Annotated in this window: 11 protein-coding genes; 7 read left to right on the plus strand and 4 right to left on the minus strand. The window is 69.5% G+C overall.

Going from position 1 to position 15,835, the window contains the following annotated elements; translation table 11 throughout:
* The first annotated feature begins 82 nt into the window (after positions 1-82).
* The 7 genes from AB0H87_RS24500 to AB0H87_RS24530 all read left to right on the plus strand — a co-directional run bounded on the left by AB0H87_RS24500 (position 83) and on the right by AB0H87_RS24530 (position 9,729).
* Positions 83-976, plus strand: coding sequence for a PrgI family protein (locus tag AB0H87_RS24500; RefSeq protein WP_360149881.1), 894 nt, complete (start codon positions 83-85; stop codon positions 974-976).
* Positions 973-2,721: a DUF87 domain-containing protein gene (locus AB0H87_RS24505; RefSeq protein WP_360149884.1), complete on the plus strand. Its 1,749-nt coding sequence runs from the start codon at positions 973-975 to the stop codon at positions 2,719-2,721. Before AB0H87_RS24500 ends, AB0H87_RS24505 begins: the two co-directional genes overlap by 4 nt.
* Positions 2,718-5,174: a DUF87 domain-containing protein gene (locus AB0H87_RS24510; protein WP_360149887.1), complete on the plus strand. Its 2,457-nt coding sequence runs from the start codon at positions 2,718-2,720 to the stop codon at positions 5,172-5,174. Before AB0H87_RS24505 ends, AB0H87_RS24510 begins: the two co-directional genes overlap by 4 nt.
* A 221-nt stretch (positions 5,175-5,395) precedes the next feature.
* The gene (locus tag AB0H87_RS24515) at positions 5,396-6,250 is read left to right on the plus strand and encodes a replication-relaxation family protein (protein WP_360149890.1); all 855 of its coding nucleotides are present in this window, start codon (positions 5,396-5,398) and stop codon (positions 6,248-6,250) included.
* A 302-nt stretch (positions 6,251-6,552) separates the two neighbouring features.
* Positions 6,553-7,242, plus strand: coding sequence for a hypothetical protein (locus AB0H87_RS24520; protein ID WP_360149893.1), 690 nt, complete (start codon positions 6,553-6,555; stop codon positions 7,240-7,242).
* 410 nt (positions 7,243-7,652) lie between these two features.
* Positions 7,653-8,663, plus strand: coding sequence for a MarR family transcriptional regulator (locus tag AB0H87_RS24525; protein WP_360149896.1), 1,011 nt, complete (start codon positions 7,653-7,655; stop codon positions 8,661-8,663).
* A gap of 79 nt (positions 8,664-8,742) precedes the next feature.
* Positions 8,743-9,729 carry a DUF932 domain-containing protein gene (locus AB0H87_RS24530; protein WP_360149911.1) on the plus strand — a complete coding sequence of 329 codons (987 nt, stop codon included), beginning with the start codon at positions 8,743-8,745 and terminating at the stop codon, positions 9,727-9,729.
* Between the two features lie 450 nt (positions 9,730-10,179).
* Here AB0H87_RS24530 and AB0H87_RS24535 read toward each other — a convergent pair whose 3' ends face one another.
* From AB0H87_RS24535 to AB0H87_RS24550, 4 genes are all read right to left on the minus strand, one after another.
* Positions 10,180-13,668 carry a DEAD/DEAH box helicase gene (locus AB0H87_RS24535; RefSeq protein ID WP_360149899.1) on the minus strand — a complete coding sequence of 1,163 codons (3,489 nt, stop codon included), beginning with the start codon at positions 13,666-13,668 and terminating at the stop codon, positions 10,180-10,182.
* A complete protein-coding gene (locus AB0H87_RS24540; protein ID WP_360149902.1) occupies positions 13,653-14,405 on the minus strand; it encodes a hypothetical protein in 753 nt (250 codons plus the stop codon). Before AB0H87_RS24540 ends, AB0H87_RS24535 begins: the two co-directional genes overlap by 16 nt.
* A gap of 504 nt (positions 14,406-14,909) precedes the next feature.
* Positions 14,910-15,257, minus strand: a complete 348-nt coding sequence (locus tag AB0H87_RS24545) for a hypothetical protein (RefSeq protein WP_360149905.1) — start codon at positions 15,255-15,257, stop codon at positions 14,910-14,912.
* The coding region (locus AB0H87_RS24550; protein WP_360149908.1) for a hypothetical protein at positions 15,254-15,835 on the minus strand (582 nt) is incomplete at its 5' end. The genes AB0H87_RS24550 and AB0H87_RS24545, both read right to left, overlap by 4 nt.

The following is a 15,835-nucleotide window of genomic DNA, read 5'->3' on the forward strand; positions in this document are numbered from 1 at the left end:
CGGCCCGCGGATCGACATGAGCAACCCACACTTGCCACCACTACCGCCGGCTGCGCAACGTCTACGTCAATCGGAGCGGCACATGAACCACCTCGACGACACCGGCCCCCTCGCGGCGGTTCCGGCCAACGTGAACGAGCCCGACCGCATCGCGTTCGGGCTCACGTTCCGGCAGCTGGGCATCATCGGCGGCGCCGGCCTGGCCGGCTTCGGCGTCCACCGCGCGTTCGGGCACCTGCTGCCACCAGCGGCCTGGATCGTCGCCGGCCTCATCCTGTTCGCCACCGCAACCACCGTGGCGCTCGGACGCCGCGACGGCCTGCCCCTGGACGTGTGGCTGCGCCACGGCCTCGCCCTGTCCCGCAGCCCACGCACACTGACGCCCGGGACGGCTCGGGCCAGCGCGCTCGCGGTCACCGCGACCGCGGTGCCCGTTCCGGCGCCGCTGCGCTCACCGGTCACCACCATCAGCCGCACCGGCGTGCTGACCAGCGAGGGCGGCGCCAAGGTGCTGATCGCGTGCGGCACCACCAACATCCACCTGCGCACCGGCAGCGAGCAGGCCGCGCTGCTGGACGGGTTCGGCCGGTTCCTCAACAGCCTCACCGGCCCGGCCCAGCTCGTCGTAGCCGCCCAACGACACGACCTGACCCCCTACGCGCAGGCGACCGTCGAGGCCGCGCCCCGCCTGCCGCACCCAGCGTTGCAGACCGCCGCCGACGACTACGCCCGCTTCCTGGTCGAGCTCGACAACGACCGCGACCCGTTGCGCCGCCAGGTCCTGGCCGTCGTCACCGGCGAGCACGCCGCCGACGCCGCCGCCCGCGTCCTGTCCGGGCTCGGTGTCGACGCCACCGTCCTGGACGGGCCGGCCGTCGCCGCTGCCCTCGCCACGGCCGTCGACCCGTTCGCGCCGCCCGTATCAGGCCCGCGAGCGGTACCCGGCACCCCGATCACCATGCGGAGGACACCATGACCTTCTGGAAGCCCACGACCACGCGCGCCGCCACGGGCGAGGGCATGCCGTCGCCGGCGGCGTTGTCTGTCACCCCATGGCATGTGCGGGTCGGTGATGGCTACGCCGCCACCTACGTCGTGTGCGGATACCCTGCCGAGGTCGGCCCGGCCTGGCTCGACCCGCTGCTGTCCTACCCCGCACGCGTCGACGTCGCCGTCCACATCGAGCCGGTGCCGCCACCACTGGCCGCGCCGATGCTCAAACGCCAACGCGCCCGCCTCGAATCCTCCCGCCGTCTCGACGCCGACTCCGGCCGGCTCGGCGACCCGATCGTCGACGCGGCCGCAGACGACGCCGCCGACCTCGCCGAGCGCGTCGCCCGCGGCGCCGCGAAACTGTTCCACACCGGCATCTACGTCACCATCCACGCCCGCGACCTCGACGAGCTGGCCACGGTGACCGCGGGCGTGAAGTCGGCCGCCGCCAGCGTCCTGCTCGACCTGCAGCCGGCCACCTTCCGCCACCAGCAGGGCTGGATCGCCACCCTGCCCGTTGGCGTGGACTCGCTGCGGATGCGCCGCATCCTCGACACCACCGCCCTCGCCGCGGCGTTCCCGCTCGCCTCCGCGGACCTCGCCGCCCCCGCCCCCGGCGTCCTCACCCCACCCAACGGCGTCCTGTACGGGGTCAACACCACCTCGAACGGGGTGCTGGTGTGGAACCGGTGGGCCCAGGACAACCACAACAGCGTCGTCCTGGCCCGCTCCGGCGCCGGCAAGTCGTACTTCGTCAAGCTCGACGTCCTGCGCAACCTGTACCAGGGCACCGCGGTGTCGGTCATCGACCCCGAAGACGAGTACACATCCCTGGCCAACCACGTCGGCGGCACCGTCGTGCAGCTCGGCCAGCCCGGCGTGCGGATCAACCCGTTCGACCTTCCCGCCGACACCCGGCCCGACACTCTGACCCGCCGCAGCCTCTACCTGCACACCCTGATCGCGGTCATGCTCGGCTCGGCGCCGCCGCCGGCCGAACGCGCCGCCCTCGACCGGGCCATCACCGCCACCTACCACCGGTCCGGCATCAACGCCGACCCAGCCACCTGGACCCGGCCCGCACCGCTGCTTAAGGACCTGGCAGCCACCCTCCGCGCGGACAACGACCCGGCCGCCCGGCAGCTCGCCGCCCGGCTCGCGCCGTGGACGGACGGGAACTTCGCCAGCCTCTTCGACGGACCTACCACCACCGTCCCGGCCGGGCATCTGGTGGTGTGGTCGCTGCGGCACCTGCCCGACCAGCTCCGCACCATCGGCACCCTGCTGGCCCTCGACGCGATCTGGTCGCGCATCGACACCCCGGCCCCGGCCGCGCGCGGGCGGCAGCTGGTCGTCGTCGACGAGGCGTGGCTGCTGATGCGCGACGGTGAAGGCGCCCGATTCCTGTTCCGGATGGCCAAAGCCGCCCGCAAACGCGCCGCCGGGCTGTGCGTGGTCACGCAGGACGCGGCCGATGTCTTGTCCACCGACCTCGGCTTAGCCGTGGTGTCGAACGCCGCCACCCAGATCCTGATGCGGCAAAGCCCCCAGTCCATCGACGCCGTGTCCGAGGCGTTCTCGCTGACGGCCGGGGAATCACGGCTCCTGCTGGCGGCGCCCAGGGGCGAGGGACTGCTCGTCGCGGGCCGATCGCGGATCCCGTTCCGCAGCGTGGGGTCCGCCGCCGAACACGCCATCGCCGTAACGGGGATCGGCGATCTCCGATGAATCCTTCGCTGTGGCCGGTTGATGCCGGGCTGTGGATCCTCGCCCGGCCCTGGCTCGGCGTGCTCGCCGCCGCCGTCATCGTCGCGGGCGTGTTCGGCCACGACCTGATCCTCGCCTGGCGGCACAGGCGTCTCGTGGCCGGCGCCCGCTGGCTGACCATCGCCGCTCCGCCGGAGGTCACCGCCGAGGCGGCGGCGGCGTTCTGGACCGCCGTCGTGGGCGTCCTGACGCCGTCGGTGTGGCGCCGCCGCGTCTACGGCTACCCGCACGTCGCCTGGGAGTACACGTGGACCGGCCGTGCCCTGACCATCCGGGTGTGGGTGCCGGGCACCGTGCCGCCCGGAGCGGTCGAGGCCGCCGTCCGCTCGGCCTGGCCCGCCGCCACCATCACCACACCCGACGCGGCCGCCCCAATTCCCGCCGAGGTGGGGGAGCAGGTCGGCGGCGCGCACTGGCCCCAGCACGCCGACGGGCTGCCGCTGCGCAGCGACCACGACCTCGACCCGCTGCGGGCCCTCCTAGCTGCGGGGGCCGAGGTCCGCCACCGCGAACACGCCTGCGTGCAGATCCTCGCCCGGCCCGCCCCCGCCCACCGGGTTCGATCGGCACGACGCGTGGCGGCCACCAGCCACCCCGGCAGGCAAGCAGATCCGGCCGCCCGGACCGTCTCTGGGATCGGACGGGTGGCCGTCGAACCGCTGTTGTGGTTCCTTGAGGTTTTCCTGCCGGGCCCGTCCCGGCCGCGCACCGCCCACGCCGCAGCGGCGGGGAGGGTGGTCGAGCGTGACCCGGTGGCCGCCGTCGAGGCGCGAACCGTCGTGGACAAGGCCGTACGGGTGCCGCACTTCGAGATCGCGGTCCGGTTCGCCGTCGCCACCGACCCGACCACCACACCACCGGACCGGCAGCGGGCGACACAGGTCCGGGACCGCCTGGTCGGGCTCGCCCACACCATCGCCGCTGCCGCCGCCGTCTACACCGGCCCGAACCGGCTGCGGCGCATGAAGATGACGCAGCCGGTCGCGACGATCGCCGGGCGGCGGCTGCGGCGCGGGTTCCTGGCGACCGTGCCGGAGCTCGCCGCTCTCGCTGCCCTCCCGCGTGATCTCGCCGTGCCCGGCTTGGACCGTGCCCGGGCCAAAGCCGTACCAGCGCCGGTCGCCGTCCCGTCCGGCGGGCGAGGCGTGAAGGTGCTGGGCCGCTCGCAGCTCGGCCGTCACAGCGTCGGCCTGCGCGTCAGCGACGCACGCCAGCACGTGCACGTGGTAGGCAAGACCGGCGTCGGGAAGTCCACGCTGCTGCTGAACATGATCGTCGGCGACATCAAGGCAGGCCGGGGGACGGTGGTCATCGACCCGCGCGGGGACCTGATCACCGACATCCTCGACCGGCTTCCCGCCTCGTACGCCGACAAAATTGTGATCATCGATCCGGATCAGGAGAACCCGGGCTGCTTCAACCCGCTCGACGACGGCGGTGACCCGCACCTGGCAGTCGACAATCTCGTCGGCATCTTCGCGCGTATCTTCCAGGGTCAGTGGGGGCCCCGGATGGACGACACGATGCGGGTGGCCTGCCTGACGTTGATGCGGCACGCGAAGCCGACGCTGAGCATGGTCCCGTCCCTGCTGCAGAGCCGCGAGTTCCGTGGGCGGTTCACGCACGGCCTGGACGACCCGGACGGCCTCGGCGGATTCTGGGTCTGGTACGACGGCATCAACGAGCAGTTCCGCGGCCAGGTCATCGCCCCGGTCCTCGCCAGGCTGCGAGCCTTCCTGCTACGCGACTTCGTCAAGAGCGTCATCGGCAACGCCCACAGCTCCTTCGACATGGGCCGGGTCCTCGACGGTGGCGTGCTGCTGTGCCGGCTGCCCAAGGGCATCCTCGGTGAGGAGACCGCCCGGATCCTCGGCTCGCTGATCGTCGCCCGGGTGTGGCAGGCCGCCATCGCCCGCGCCGCCATCCCCGAGGACCAGCGGAAAGACGCCACCTTGTTCGTCGACGAGTGCCAGAACTTCCTCACGCTGCCCGGCAGCGTCGCGGACATGCTCGCCGAGGCACGAGGATTCCGCCTCGGGCTGGTTCTCGCACACCAGGACCTGGCGCAGCTACCCAACGACGTCGCGGCGGCGGTGTCGGCCAACGCCCGCTCGAAGCTGTTCTTCACCGTCGATCCCAGCGACGCCCGAGAGCTGTCCCGGCACACCAAGCCCGACCTCGACGAACACGACCTCGCCCACCTCGACGTCTACACCGCCGCCGCCCGGCTGCTGGTCGACAACCGCGAGGTGCCCGCCTTCACGTTCATCACCAACCCGCCGGCGCCGGTCGTCGGAGAAGCGACCGCGATCCGGCAGGCGTGCGCCGCCGCACACAGCCGACGCGGCGCCGAGCCTCCGATGCAGCAACTCGCCCGTACGGCGCTGCGCCGGCAGATAGCCCGCGACCGTTGACCCGGGCAACCCGGTCGGTCGGCTCGTCCAAGGGCTCGGCCGGGTACGGCGCCGGGGGCTCGTTTGGGGATGTCCGCGACACGAGACCTCAAGCGAGCCGCTGTGGCCCGCCCTGTCAGGCGTCTGGCCTGCGCAAACGCGGGCCGCTACGCGTCCCAAACCCAAGATCGACTGATCCAGACTCCCTATCGGGACTCTCTCTCCAAGGGGTGAACGCGGCCATGCCAACACCTCGGTCTGCTGGCCTGCTGGCCATCTACCCACACATCACCAACCGGGACCGGCGCATCCTCCAGCTCCTCGACGACCATCAGGTCCTGACCACCGACCAGATCCACCGCATGCTGTTCCGCGCCCGCCGCACCTGCCAGATCCGCCTCAACGAGTTGCACGCCCTCGACCTGGTCGACCGGTTCCGGTTCGCCCGCGACGGCGGCGGCAGCCAGCCATGGCACTGGACCCTCGGCCACAACGGACACCGCTTCCAGGCCGCCGCCCACCGGCGGCCCGAACCCACCGCCAGCACCAGCCGCCAACTCATCCAGCGCATGTCCGCCAACCCGCACCTGACGCACCTGCTGACCGCCAACGAGTTCGGCGTCCGGCTCGCCGCCCACAGCCGACGCCATCCCGGAGCGCGGCTGCAGCGGTGGTGGTCGGAGGCGACCGCGACCGCCCGGTTCCCGACGGTCAGGCCCGATGGGCACGGTGTGTGGAGGGTCGGCGCCGCGTCCGTGGGCTACTGGCTCGAGGTGGACACCGGCAGCGAACCGCTCGGCCGGGTGATCGCCAAGCTCGACAGGTACGCGACGCTCGAGCGCAGCGGCGGCCCCTGCTACCCGGTGCTCTTCTGGCTGCACAGCGCCGCCCGCGAGGATCACCTCCACGCGCTTCTCCGCCCCGCAGGAGCGAGGGTCGCCGCCGCGACCGCGGTCCATGACAGCGACCCGGCCGAGGCGGTATGGCTGCCGATCGGCGGCATCCAGCGGGTGCCGTTGGTCGCGCTGCCCAGCGACCACGGTGCGCCGACGGCCGCCAACGCCAACTTCGACGACGACGGGGTCTTCGTACTCTGACAGGCTCTGGCACCCGGCACAGCCCATCCTGTCAGCGCAGGTCACGTGGCATGTGCGGCGTTCCTGACAAGGGGTGTGCTGTCAGATCGCGGCGCTACGGTGCAGGTTCTTCTCGTTCTCGCACCGCCGCCGTCTGTCCCTCGTGGACCTGCCCGCGCACGCGGTATCACCTCGCCCACCGTTCCGGTCGGCCCGTGATCCACCGCCCGCGCCATAAAAGCAGGCACCTCGAAACAGACGCCGCACGGCGATGCAGCGCCGCCGCGCCCGCGCACATGTCCTGACGAAGGGATCACACCGTCATGCCCAAGCCCACGCCACTGACCGACCAGGTTGTCACCGTCTGCTTCGCACCTGGCGAAGACGCGGACTGGTTCGCCGCCTCCGAAAAGGTCAACGACCTGCTGGACGCCAACGGCACACCCGCCCGCCGCTTCCACGTCCGGCACCGCCGACTCATCGGCTGGCTGACCCGATTCCTCGGCTACTACCTGCTCGACGCCGCCCGCCGCCTTGGCGCGGTCACCATGGCCGCCGGCGGACGCAAAGGCCGCCTCGACCTCAACCGCACCGCGGCCAAAGCCGTCAACGACGCCTCCCTTCGCTGGCGCGCCTGGAACATCCACGTCAACGCCACCACCAAACCCGCCCGGCCATGGGAGGACTACCTCGCCCAGCACCACGCCGACCCCGCCAAGGTCACCCTCACCGAAGCCCGCCGCCGCTTCGAGCAACAGCCCCGCGTCCTGGCGATGCTCGCCCACTCCCTCGACCCCTACGAACTGTCCGTCTACCAAGCGGGCGAAGCCACCTACACCGCGCTCCACTGGCGGACCGCGCTCATCGGCGACGCGCTCATCACCACCGACGGGCGGCTACTCAAGCCCGCCAGCGACTCCGTTGCCGACCGCTTCCGCTTCCTGAACGAGGCGTGCATCTACCTGCGCAGCCTGCGCTCCACCGCACGACTGTGCGCCGTCGCCATCGCGTAGCCCAACCACCACAACGATCCCGGACCGGTCACCGCGCCCTTGCTGCGACCGGTCATCGGCATGCCCTGTCGCGGACGTCGGGGACTCCACCACGACCGCGCGGCCGCGCATCGACTCACCGTTCACCCCCGGCCGGGCGCCGACAGTCCGGCCGCATCAACCGCCCGCACCGTCGTGCCGGGTGCCCACGAGTTCCCTGAGGAGGAACCGCAGTGACACAGATTCCCCTAACACCGGCAGCACAAGCCGTCCTGGACGCCCTCCGCGAACTTGGCCAAGGCGACGTCCACGAGCTCGCGGACAAGTCCGGCCGGGCGCGATCCACGACCGACAAAGCGATCAAGACCCTGGCGGACAGCGGGCTGATCGTCCCGGTTGACCCTGACTCCGACCCGGCCGACGGAGCCCCGATGCGGTGGAGGCTGGCAGAGCCGCGGGAGGCTGACAGCCCTGACCCGGCCGACGCCACCGCCAGCGACGCACAGACGATCGCCCCAGACGAGGCCGAGCCCGCCGTCACGGACCTCGCCGAGCCTGCTGACGCCCCGGATCCCGACGACTCGATGCCGTTGGCTCAAGCCGGAGACGACGACGTGGACGACGGCCCGGACCCCAACGGCGACGAGAATGGGACTGGCACCGCTGACCCTGCGGCACGTGACGAGGGCCGCGCGGTCGCCGCTCCGCCGCCCGTGCGACCCGGCGACCGCAAGGTCATGGCAATCAAGGGCGTCCTCGCCGACTACGGTGAGGACGGCGCGCCGTTGGACGTGATCGTGGCCGAGAGCGGGATCGGTCAGCCGAGCGCAGTCCGGCTGCTGACCGCGATGGAGCAGGCCGACGCCGCCCGCCGGCTGCCCGGTCCGCCGGAGCGATGGATCGCCGGACCGACCAAGGCCAGCGAAGTCGACCCGAACCCGCAGCCGCCCCGCTGCCCGCTGTGCTACCAGGCCATCCGCGCGGCCATGGCGCCAGGCGCCGCAGCCGCGGTCCGGCCGCTCGTCCGATCCGACGGCACCCTGCACATCGTCGGGCCAGACGGCGAAACCCACGTCGTCACCCTGCCCACGAGCGTGCCGCCCCGAGCACACGGCGTCGGCCGCGTCGAAGGACGCAGCGACACGACGGTCAACGCGGACGGCAGCCAGCCGTTCAACCGCGGGGAACTCGAGAAACTCACCCTCGACGTGCTGGCAGCCAACCCGGGCCGAGCGATGACCCCGCAAGAGATCGCCACCGCCATCGGGGCCCAGCTCGGCCGCACGGTCAGCTCCGGCGCGGTGCGCAACAACTGCACCAAGGCCGCCGCCGCCGGCCGCATCGTCATGGTCTCCGACGCGCCCTTGACCTTCGCACACCCGGCGCAGGCCGACGATGCGAACGCCACCGCCTCCGAGACCGGGGATTCCGCCCAGCCCTGATCCGTACCAACAGCGATCCCATGCCCGGGGGCCGCGCCGTGCGCTCGGCCCCCGGAACCCAATTGAGAGGAGCAACCTCGTGCCGCACGAACTCGAGACGTTCGCCGACGGAACAACCGCATTCGCCAGCGCGCGCCAATCGGCCTGGCACCAGCTCGGCACCGTCACCCAGAACACCATGAAAGCCGAAGTCATGGCCGCCGCCCACCTCGGCGACTGGGGCGTACGCACCATCCGGACCGTTGGCATCGACAGCGTCGACGGCGTCGAGGTCCAGATCCCTGCTGACGACAAACGGATGACGGTCCGCCGCAACCCCGTCACCGGCGCCACCGAATACCTCGGCATCGTCGGCACCGACTACACCGTCGTCCAGAATGAGCAGTGCGCCGAGATGCTCGACCGCCTCGTCGACGAGGTCGGCGGCGCCCACTTCGAAACCGCCGGCAGTCTGCGCCGCGGCAAAAGCGTCTTCGTCACCATGAAACTGCCCACCGCGATGGAGATCGCCGGCGTCGACAGGATGGACCTCTACCTGATCGGCACCACCTCGCACGACGGCACCGCCGCCCTGCGGGTCGACGCCAGCCCGATCCGCGTCGTGTGCGCCAACACCCAGCGGGCCGCGTTCCAACACGCCGTCGGGCACTACACCTTCCGCCACACCTCCAACGTCAACTCCCAGATCAGCCAAGCCCGCGAAGCACTTGGACTGATGTGGAAGTACCTCGACACCTTCGAGAAAGCCGCCGAACGGATGCTCCAGACAGAGCTGACCATGCGCGAGTTCGAGCAGATTGTCGCCCAGCTCTGGCCGGTCAAGTACAACGCCTCCGACCAGACCCGTAACAACGCCAAGCAGCGGCTCGGCACCCTCAAGTACCTCATCCGCGAAGCGGACACCCAGAAGGCCATCGCGGGCAGCCGGTGGTCCGGATACCAAGCCATCACCGAATACCTCGACCACTACCAGCCGGCCAAGAACGACGCCGCCCGCGCCAACCGTGTCCTTACCGGCAACGTCGGCGACCTCAAGCTGGCCGCCTTCGACCTACTCACCGTCTGACCACCCAACCGCCGACTTCGGAAACCGCAAGGAACCGGCCGACGAGCCGCGTCACCACCCGCCCGGGTACGCCTCGGAGCCGGCCATCGCCGCGCCCGGGGCGTACCCGCGTCTACCCCACTGGAGTTCGCCACGGCGTCAACGTCACCGTGGCAACGGAGCTGCGACTGCCGCTGCCCCGCCCACTACCGCCTACCACGACCCTCGTACCGCGACCACGGCTGCGCCTGCACGATCACCTGCGCCACCCAGCCCGTCACGCTGCTCGCCGACCCGTGGGACTGCGCACTCTTCCTCGACCGACACGACGACCTCTGGTTCGTCCCTGCCATGCCCAACGGCAACTGGGACTGGGAGAACGCCGGAATAGTGACGACGGACACCTCTTGTCGGCGTCCGATCTGGTGATGAGCGGACGCCTTACGGATCTGTTGTGGTGGGCGGCGTGGGCTAGGTGAAGCTGATTTGCCCTGCGGCTGCGCGTGTCATCGTCACCGTCGTCCCCAACAGGCTGAAGTCGAGAAGCAGACCGCTGTCGAGGACCGCTGCGACACCCGCGTGATCACGTGCGACGATCACACCGAGAACCGACCTGTCCTCGGCCAAGATGTTGAGCTCATCGCCGTTGTCGGAAGCGACGATCGTCACCGGGACGGGGCTGTCAGGTGGCTCTGGGACGAGCCCGCCGCTGAGACGGGCCTGCGCAGTGACAGATCCGGTTGCCATCATCTCGCCAAGCTTGTGCCGTTCTCCGCCCTGGACGTACTGCAGCAGATCGAGCACGTCCGTAGGGGTCGCACCGAGGTCGGCACGCCAGCCGCGGATGTGCTGTTCACTCAGGTGCTCCCGCAGACCAGCCTCATCAAGCCCGCCGTCTCGTGCGATCCGGCCAAGGTCACGTGCCAGCGTCCGGGACTTCACGTCGTGGACGAGCAGGTCGATCGCCATAGGCGTGTCGACGCCGTACCGCAGGTGAGCGGCGGTGCTCGCCAACAGCTGAAGCGGACTGAGGCGTGACCGTAGGATTTCGTTTGTCTGGGCGATGACCAGACCGACGGTCCAAGCCAGGTAGTGCTGGACACCCTCACTGATGCCGTCGACCATCTGCTCAAGCCGGAACCCTGGGTCCGCGACCTCGTTGAGGTGGGTGTCAGCGAGTTCGGTGAGATCACGACCGGCAATCCAGTCGCGCACGACCGCGTCGGCATCCACATCAACCGGTGTGCCTTTAGGTGATCTGCGGAAGCGCCAGTGCCCATTCGCCTCCGGCAGCTGCAGGAGCCGGGTGTATACGTCCTGGTTGCCGATCACGTCAAGGGTCTCGTCAAGCGGGTACTCGCCGATACCACCGAGGAGCTGCACCTCGTCGGCCAGGATCGTTGCGATCGACTCGATGACGGAGGCTGACCCGAGACTCGTCCCGGCCTGCCCCCATCGTCGGCGGGAGGCCGGCGATGTCTGCGCGTAGCGGGCAGCGACGGCATCAGCGAGCGCAAGCCACCGCGTCTTCAGGTCGTCAGGAAGCTGCGTGAATGCGAACAGACGTGTGACGATGTCATGCCACGTGCGAGTGTCGGCGAGGCTGGGGACGAGTTCGAGGGCGTGCAAAACGAACCAGACGTAGTTGACAAATCCTCCCGACTCCCGATCGTAGGGAAGCCGGAGGATCGCGTCCTGCGTCTGAGCCACCAGAGCTTCTGCCTCGGCGAGAGCGGTCAGCGCGGTCGGAGAAGCGAGGGTGGAGCGGACCTCCAAGTCGCTCGGTGCGGGTGCCAGCCGGCCGAAATCGCTGCTTCTCAGCGCTCTTTGCACGGCGAGCACGATCCAGCCCTCGGACTCCTTTCCCGCCCGGCCAGCCCGGCCGACTGCGTTGAGCAGTTGCGCGGCGGACATGCGCTGACCGGGGTCCTGCCCGTCATACTCGGTCGTCGCGATGACGACGGTTCTGACAGGGAGGTTCACACCGTCGGTGAGGGTGCTCGTCGCGACGACCGCCCTGATCGTCTCGCTGCGGATCGCGTCCTCAACGGCCTCCTGCACCTCAACGGGCAGCCCGGCGTGGTGGTAGGCCACGCCTTTGCGGACGCACCCGATCAGGGGGTGATCGGCGCCGAGTCGGGCAGCGAGCGCGTCGGCTAGGCCCTGGGAACGCGGGTCGTCGTCCAACTCGGCGGCCATCGCCTTGGCTGCGTCGCGTGCCGTCGCTCGCTGGCTGACAACCATCAGAAGGCTCCCCGCTCGAAGCAGCAGGGTAGCGGTCCTGGCGGTCGTTGCGTAGTTGGGTGACGTGCCGGTTTTGCGTTTGTTGTCCCCGCCGAGGACGAGCTGGCCGATCGGGGTGTCGTTGCTGGTGACGAGGTGCCGCTCGGTCGCGCTCGTCGGGCGGACGGCGAGCCGTGCACGCAGGTCGTACCGGGTCTTGTCCGCCGCGCCACGCCTCCCGGTGACAACCGTCCGGCTCTCCTCGATCTTCTCGGTGGTGATCAATACGCTTAGGCGCCGAGGGGCGCGCCACTCGTCGGTGAACAGCACCTCTCCGTGCCCGGCCGACGTCCACGCGGCAAGGGAAGCGGCGTTACCTATCACGCCGGAGAGCAGCATCAGCCTTGCGCCGCTGGCGTCCAGCACGGACAGCAGCCCTTCAAGCAGTAGACCACGCCCACCGGACTGAGCGATAAGGTGCGCTTCATCGATGATGAACAGACTGAACCGGCTGAGCACGTCCTGCGGCGACTGTCGCAGCGCATTCATGAGCCGCTCGGGCGTCATCACTTCAACCTGTGGCAGCTCACCGGTTTCCACTCCGCCGCCGAGATCCTGCGTACCGAAGCCGTCGGGAAGGTCTGCGCCGAGCCGCCGGCCGAGGTAGCGAAGGCGGGACCGGAGCGCTTGACGCATCTCCCGACCGAGGCTACGCAGCGGGGTGACGTAGCAGACGTCGCGGTCGTTCTGTGCCGTGTGCGCGCAGATGATCAGCTGAGCCAGCAGTGTCTTGCCAGCGCTCGTCGGGACCGACACCAGCAGACGCGACGTGGTCTGGCTGAGCGGGCTGATGGTCGGGTGAGTGATGAGCCCTCGCTGCGGCGGCCATAGCGTCAGAACAGGCTGCCGGTCAAGGGTGAACGCCTGCTTCACCGCCGCGGGGAGGTCTGGTGGAAGCACCGCCCAGACGCTGCTTTCGCCGAGCCCGTCCGCGAGGCCGAGCAGGTGCCCGGCGACCCAGCGCGTGTCCAGGTCGCTGAGGCCGACCTCGTTATTCACCACGAGCAATAGATGGCCGCGGGCGGCCTCAAGAGCGTCGGTTCCGCCTTCTCGCAAGTACCTGACGAGGTCGGCGACGCCCAGCAGGAGCCGCTGCGTCGGACCGAACATGGTCCCGTCGAGGTTCTGGAGCTGGACGCCGCGTGTCAGCGCAGCCGCGGCGGAGGTCCAGATGCGCAGATGCCGGTTGAGGGTGGTCATGTCGAGGCCGAGGAACAGAATCCCGGCGTGCAGCGCAACGTCTGCACTTTCGACGAATTCGACGGGGTGCGCGAGGAGGTCACGAAGTGTACGGCGCACGGCGCCGGCATTCGGGCTCTCATCGGCCCGGTGGTACCCGACCTGTGCGGCGAACGCGGTGGCCAGCCGCACCAAGCCGGTCTCCGCAGGGTCATCCAGGAGCAGGTCCAGGACGTGGGCGCTGACTGCGAACGCACGGCGGCGCTGCTCAGCCGGGTAGCGAGATGTGCCAGCGGTCGAGGCGATGCCGTGCAGATACCACGCGGAGCGGCGCAACGGTGACAGGTCGGCCCGGAACCCGGTGTCGGTCAGGCCGCGGACGAGCTCGATCTCCAGCTCGGCGATGAGGCCGGTCAACTCGGCAACGGTCGGGAGCTCACTGAGCTGAACATTACCGAACGCGCCTGCGAGGTGCTCCGTGGCTAGAGCGCGGTCCACGCGTACCTCCTAACCGTCTTGGCGAGTTCGTCGTAGCCGTTGATGCTCGTGGCCAGGCCGCGCAACTGACCCGGCTTGTTCAGCAGCGGCAGTTTGGACGCCATGCTGGCGAACGGCGTCGCGGGGAGCACCTGGTGCGTCGCAAGGGTGACCCCAGCGCCGACAAGCTCGTCACCTTGGACCCATGCGCCGGGAACCTCGGCGATGAAGCTAGCTAACTCGTCGGAGGCGCCGTTCGGAACCTGGGCGAACGAGCCGACGATCTTGGCGACATACCGCTGCCCGCTGTCCGCGAGCTGTTGGTACGCCTTGTTCAGGCTTGCCAACAGTGAGCCTTTTCCGGTGTTCTTCTTGCTCTCCCAGAGCCGAAACCGCAGCGTGCCAGCGGAGGACTCGTAGATCGTGAAGCCGTCGCCGCCAGCGTCAGTGACGTCACCCTTCGGGTCGGGCTGTACTCGTACCGCTGGGTTGTCCCTGGTGAGCAGGTGCCAGAGCCACTCGCCCACGTGCCCTAGCAGGTGCGTCTCGCTCTTCGCGGCTCCCGGCAGGCCGAATACCGGCTCGACGAATGACCCGATCGTCGCGTTGGTCGGCGTTGGGATCTGGGTACTGGCGAGGGTGTGCTGCCGCCACGCATCGTACAGTGGAATCGCAGGGCCGAACCGGGCCTGCATGATCGTGTCGATGAGCACCCAGGCCAGAGCGCCGGCCTCCTGGTTGCTAAGGCTGACTGCCACGTGCGAGCTCCACTCGCACTTACCAGCCGCGGCGGTGCCGTCGTGAAACAGCCGTGGGAGGTAGTCTCCAACAGCCAGGCGGTTGTTGGTTCGGGCGAACTGCTCAGACTCCGCAGGTGTCGGGCCAGCCGGGGGCGGCCCTGGAGGTGCGGCGGGGGATGTCGTCACAACGGCCCGCCTTGGCATGGGCCCGCCGTTACCGGCACGACGCCAATGACAAGGGGCCATCCCGCCGCGCGGTGCGGCCTGTGGGGCGTCGAGGTCATGGTCTGATCATCCCGTAGACGGAGTTGCGATGCTATTCGCTTGCTGCGACGGGCATCGGCGCCCGGTCGTGGCGATGAATTCGCGCATGATCTTGTCTGCCCGTTCGACAGGTCAATGGCCATGAAGTTGAGCCGGGCCGTACCGTCGTTGAAACCGCGCCTTGATCGCGACCGTGTCAACGAGACGCCCCGCGACAGCGCGCAACGCAAGCGGACAGACTTACACACGGACTCACGCCTACCCAGCCGAGGGTGGCTTCGGTAGCTCCCAGATTCGGGCGAACCTGTCGGCGACCTCGGGCCGGCTCCAGACGAGCCGGAGCCCGTCCTCTACCGACTCGATCTCATCGGCCGAGAGACCGGAGACGACGAAGTCGTGTGGGATCACTCTGCCGGCCACGTCCTTGCGCCCTAAGGGATCCTGGAACCGTAGCGCCACCTTCCCGCCGACGCGGCGACAGGCCTCCGGCCTATCCTCGATGCCCGAGAAGGCAGCGTCGTACTCCACGAGCGGATCCTTGAGTCCGCCGTCGAGGAGGAACCGGAAGCCCCAGGTCCGCCCGCGTGTGACCCAGATGAGGCTCATCGAAGGCTCCTGAGCAGGATCTGCTCTTCTTCGCCCTTGTCCAGGTCCATCCGGAAGCCGGTCAGCGTGGCCGCGAGGTATTCCTTCTTGGCTAGCGCTTCGGCGTTCATCTTCCTGGGTTTGTCCCCCGCAAGCCTGGCCGCGTCGTTGACGAGGTTGGAACCGAGAAAGTTCAGCAAACTGCCCACCGGGCCAGGCACCTTCATCTTGCGGTCGATCAGCGCGGCGGCCAGCACTTCGGCACCGCCGAGCAGGTTCTCGGCCACCTTCACCGGGACCTCCTTCGCCTGGGCCCACCGGAAATGCCGCTCGAAAGGCAGCATGGCGGCCAGCGGCAGGATCAGCTCCAGCCCAACTCGCTCCGTGACCGCGATCCTGCCGGCCTCGAACTTCGCCGACGACACCAGCACGAATCCTTCACCCACCGCCAGTGCGTCGCGGGCCTGCACCAGTTCGGCAAGCAGTTCCTCGATGTCGTCCCATGCTTTCGCGACGAGAAGGTCCCGGAACTTGAACACGTCCAGGTTCGGCAGGAGATCGGCCTTCGACAGCGCCATGATCCAGATCCGCGGAAACTC

Source organism: Asanoa sp. NPDC050611, assembly GCF_040654855.1.
GTDB lineage: Bacteria > Actinomycetota > Actinomycetes > Mycobacteriales > Micromonosporaceae > Asanoa.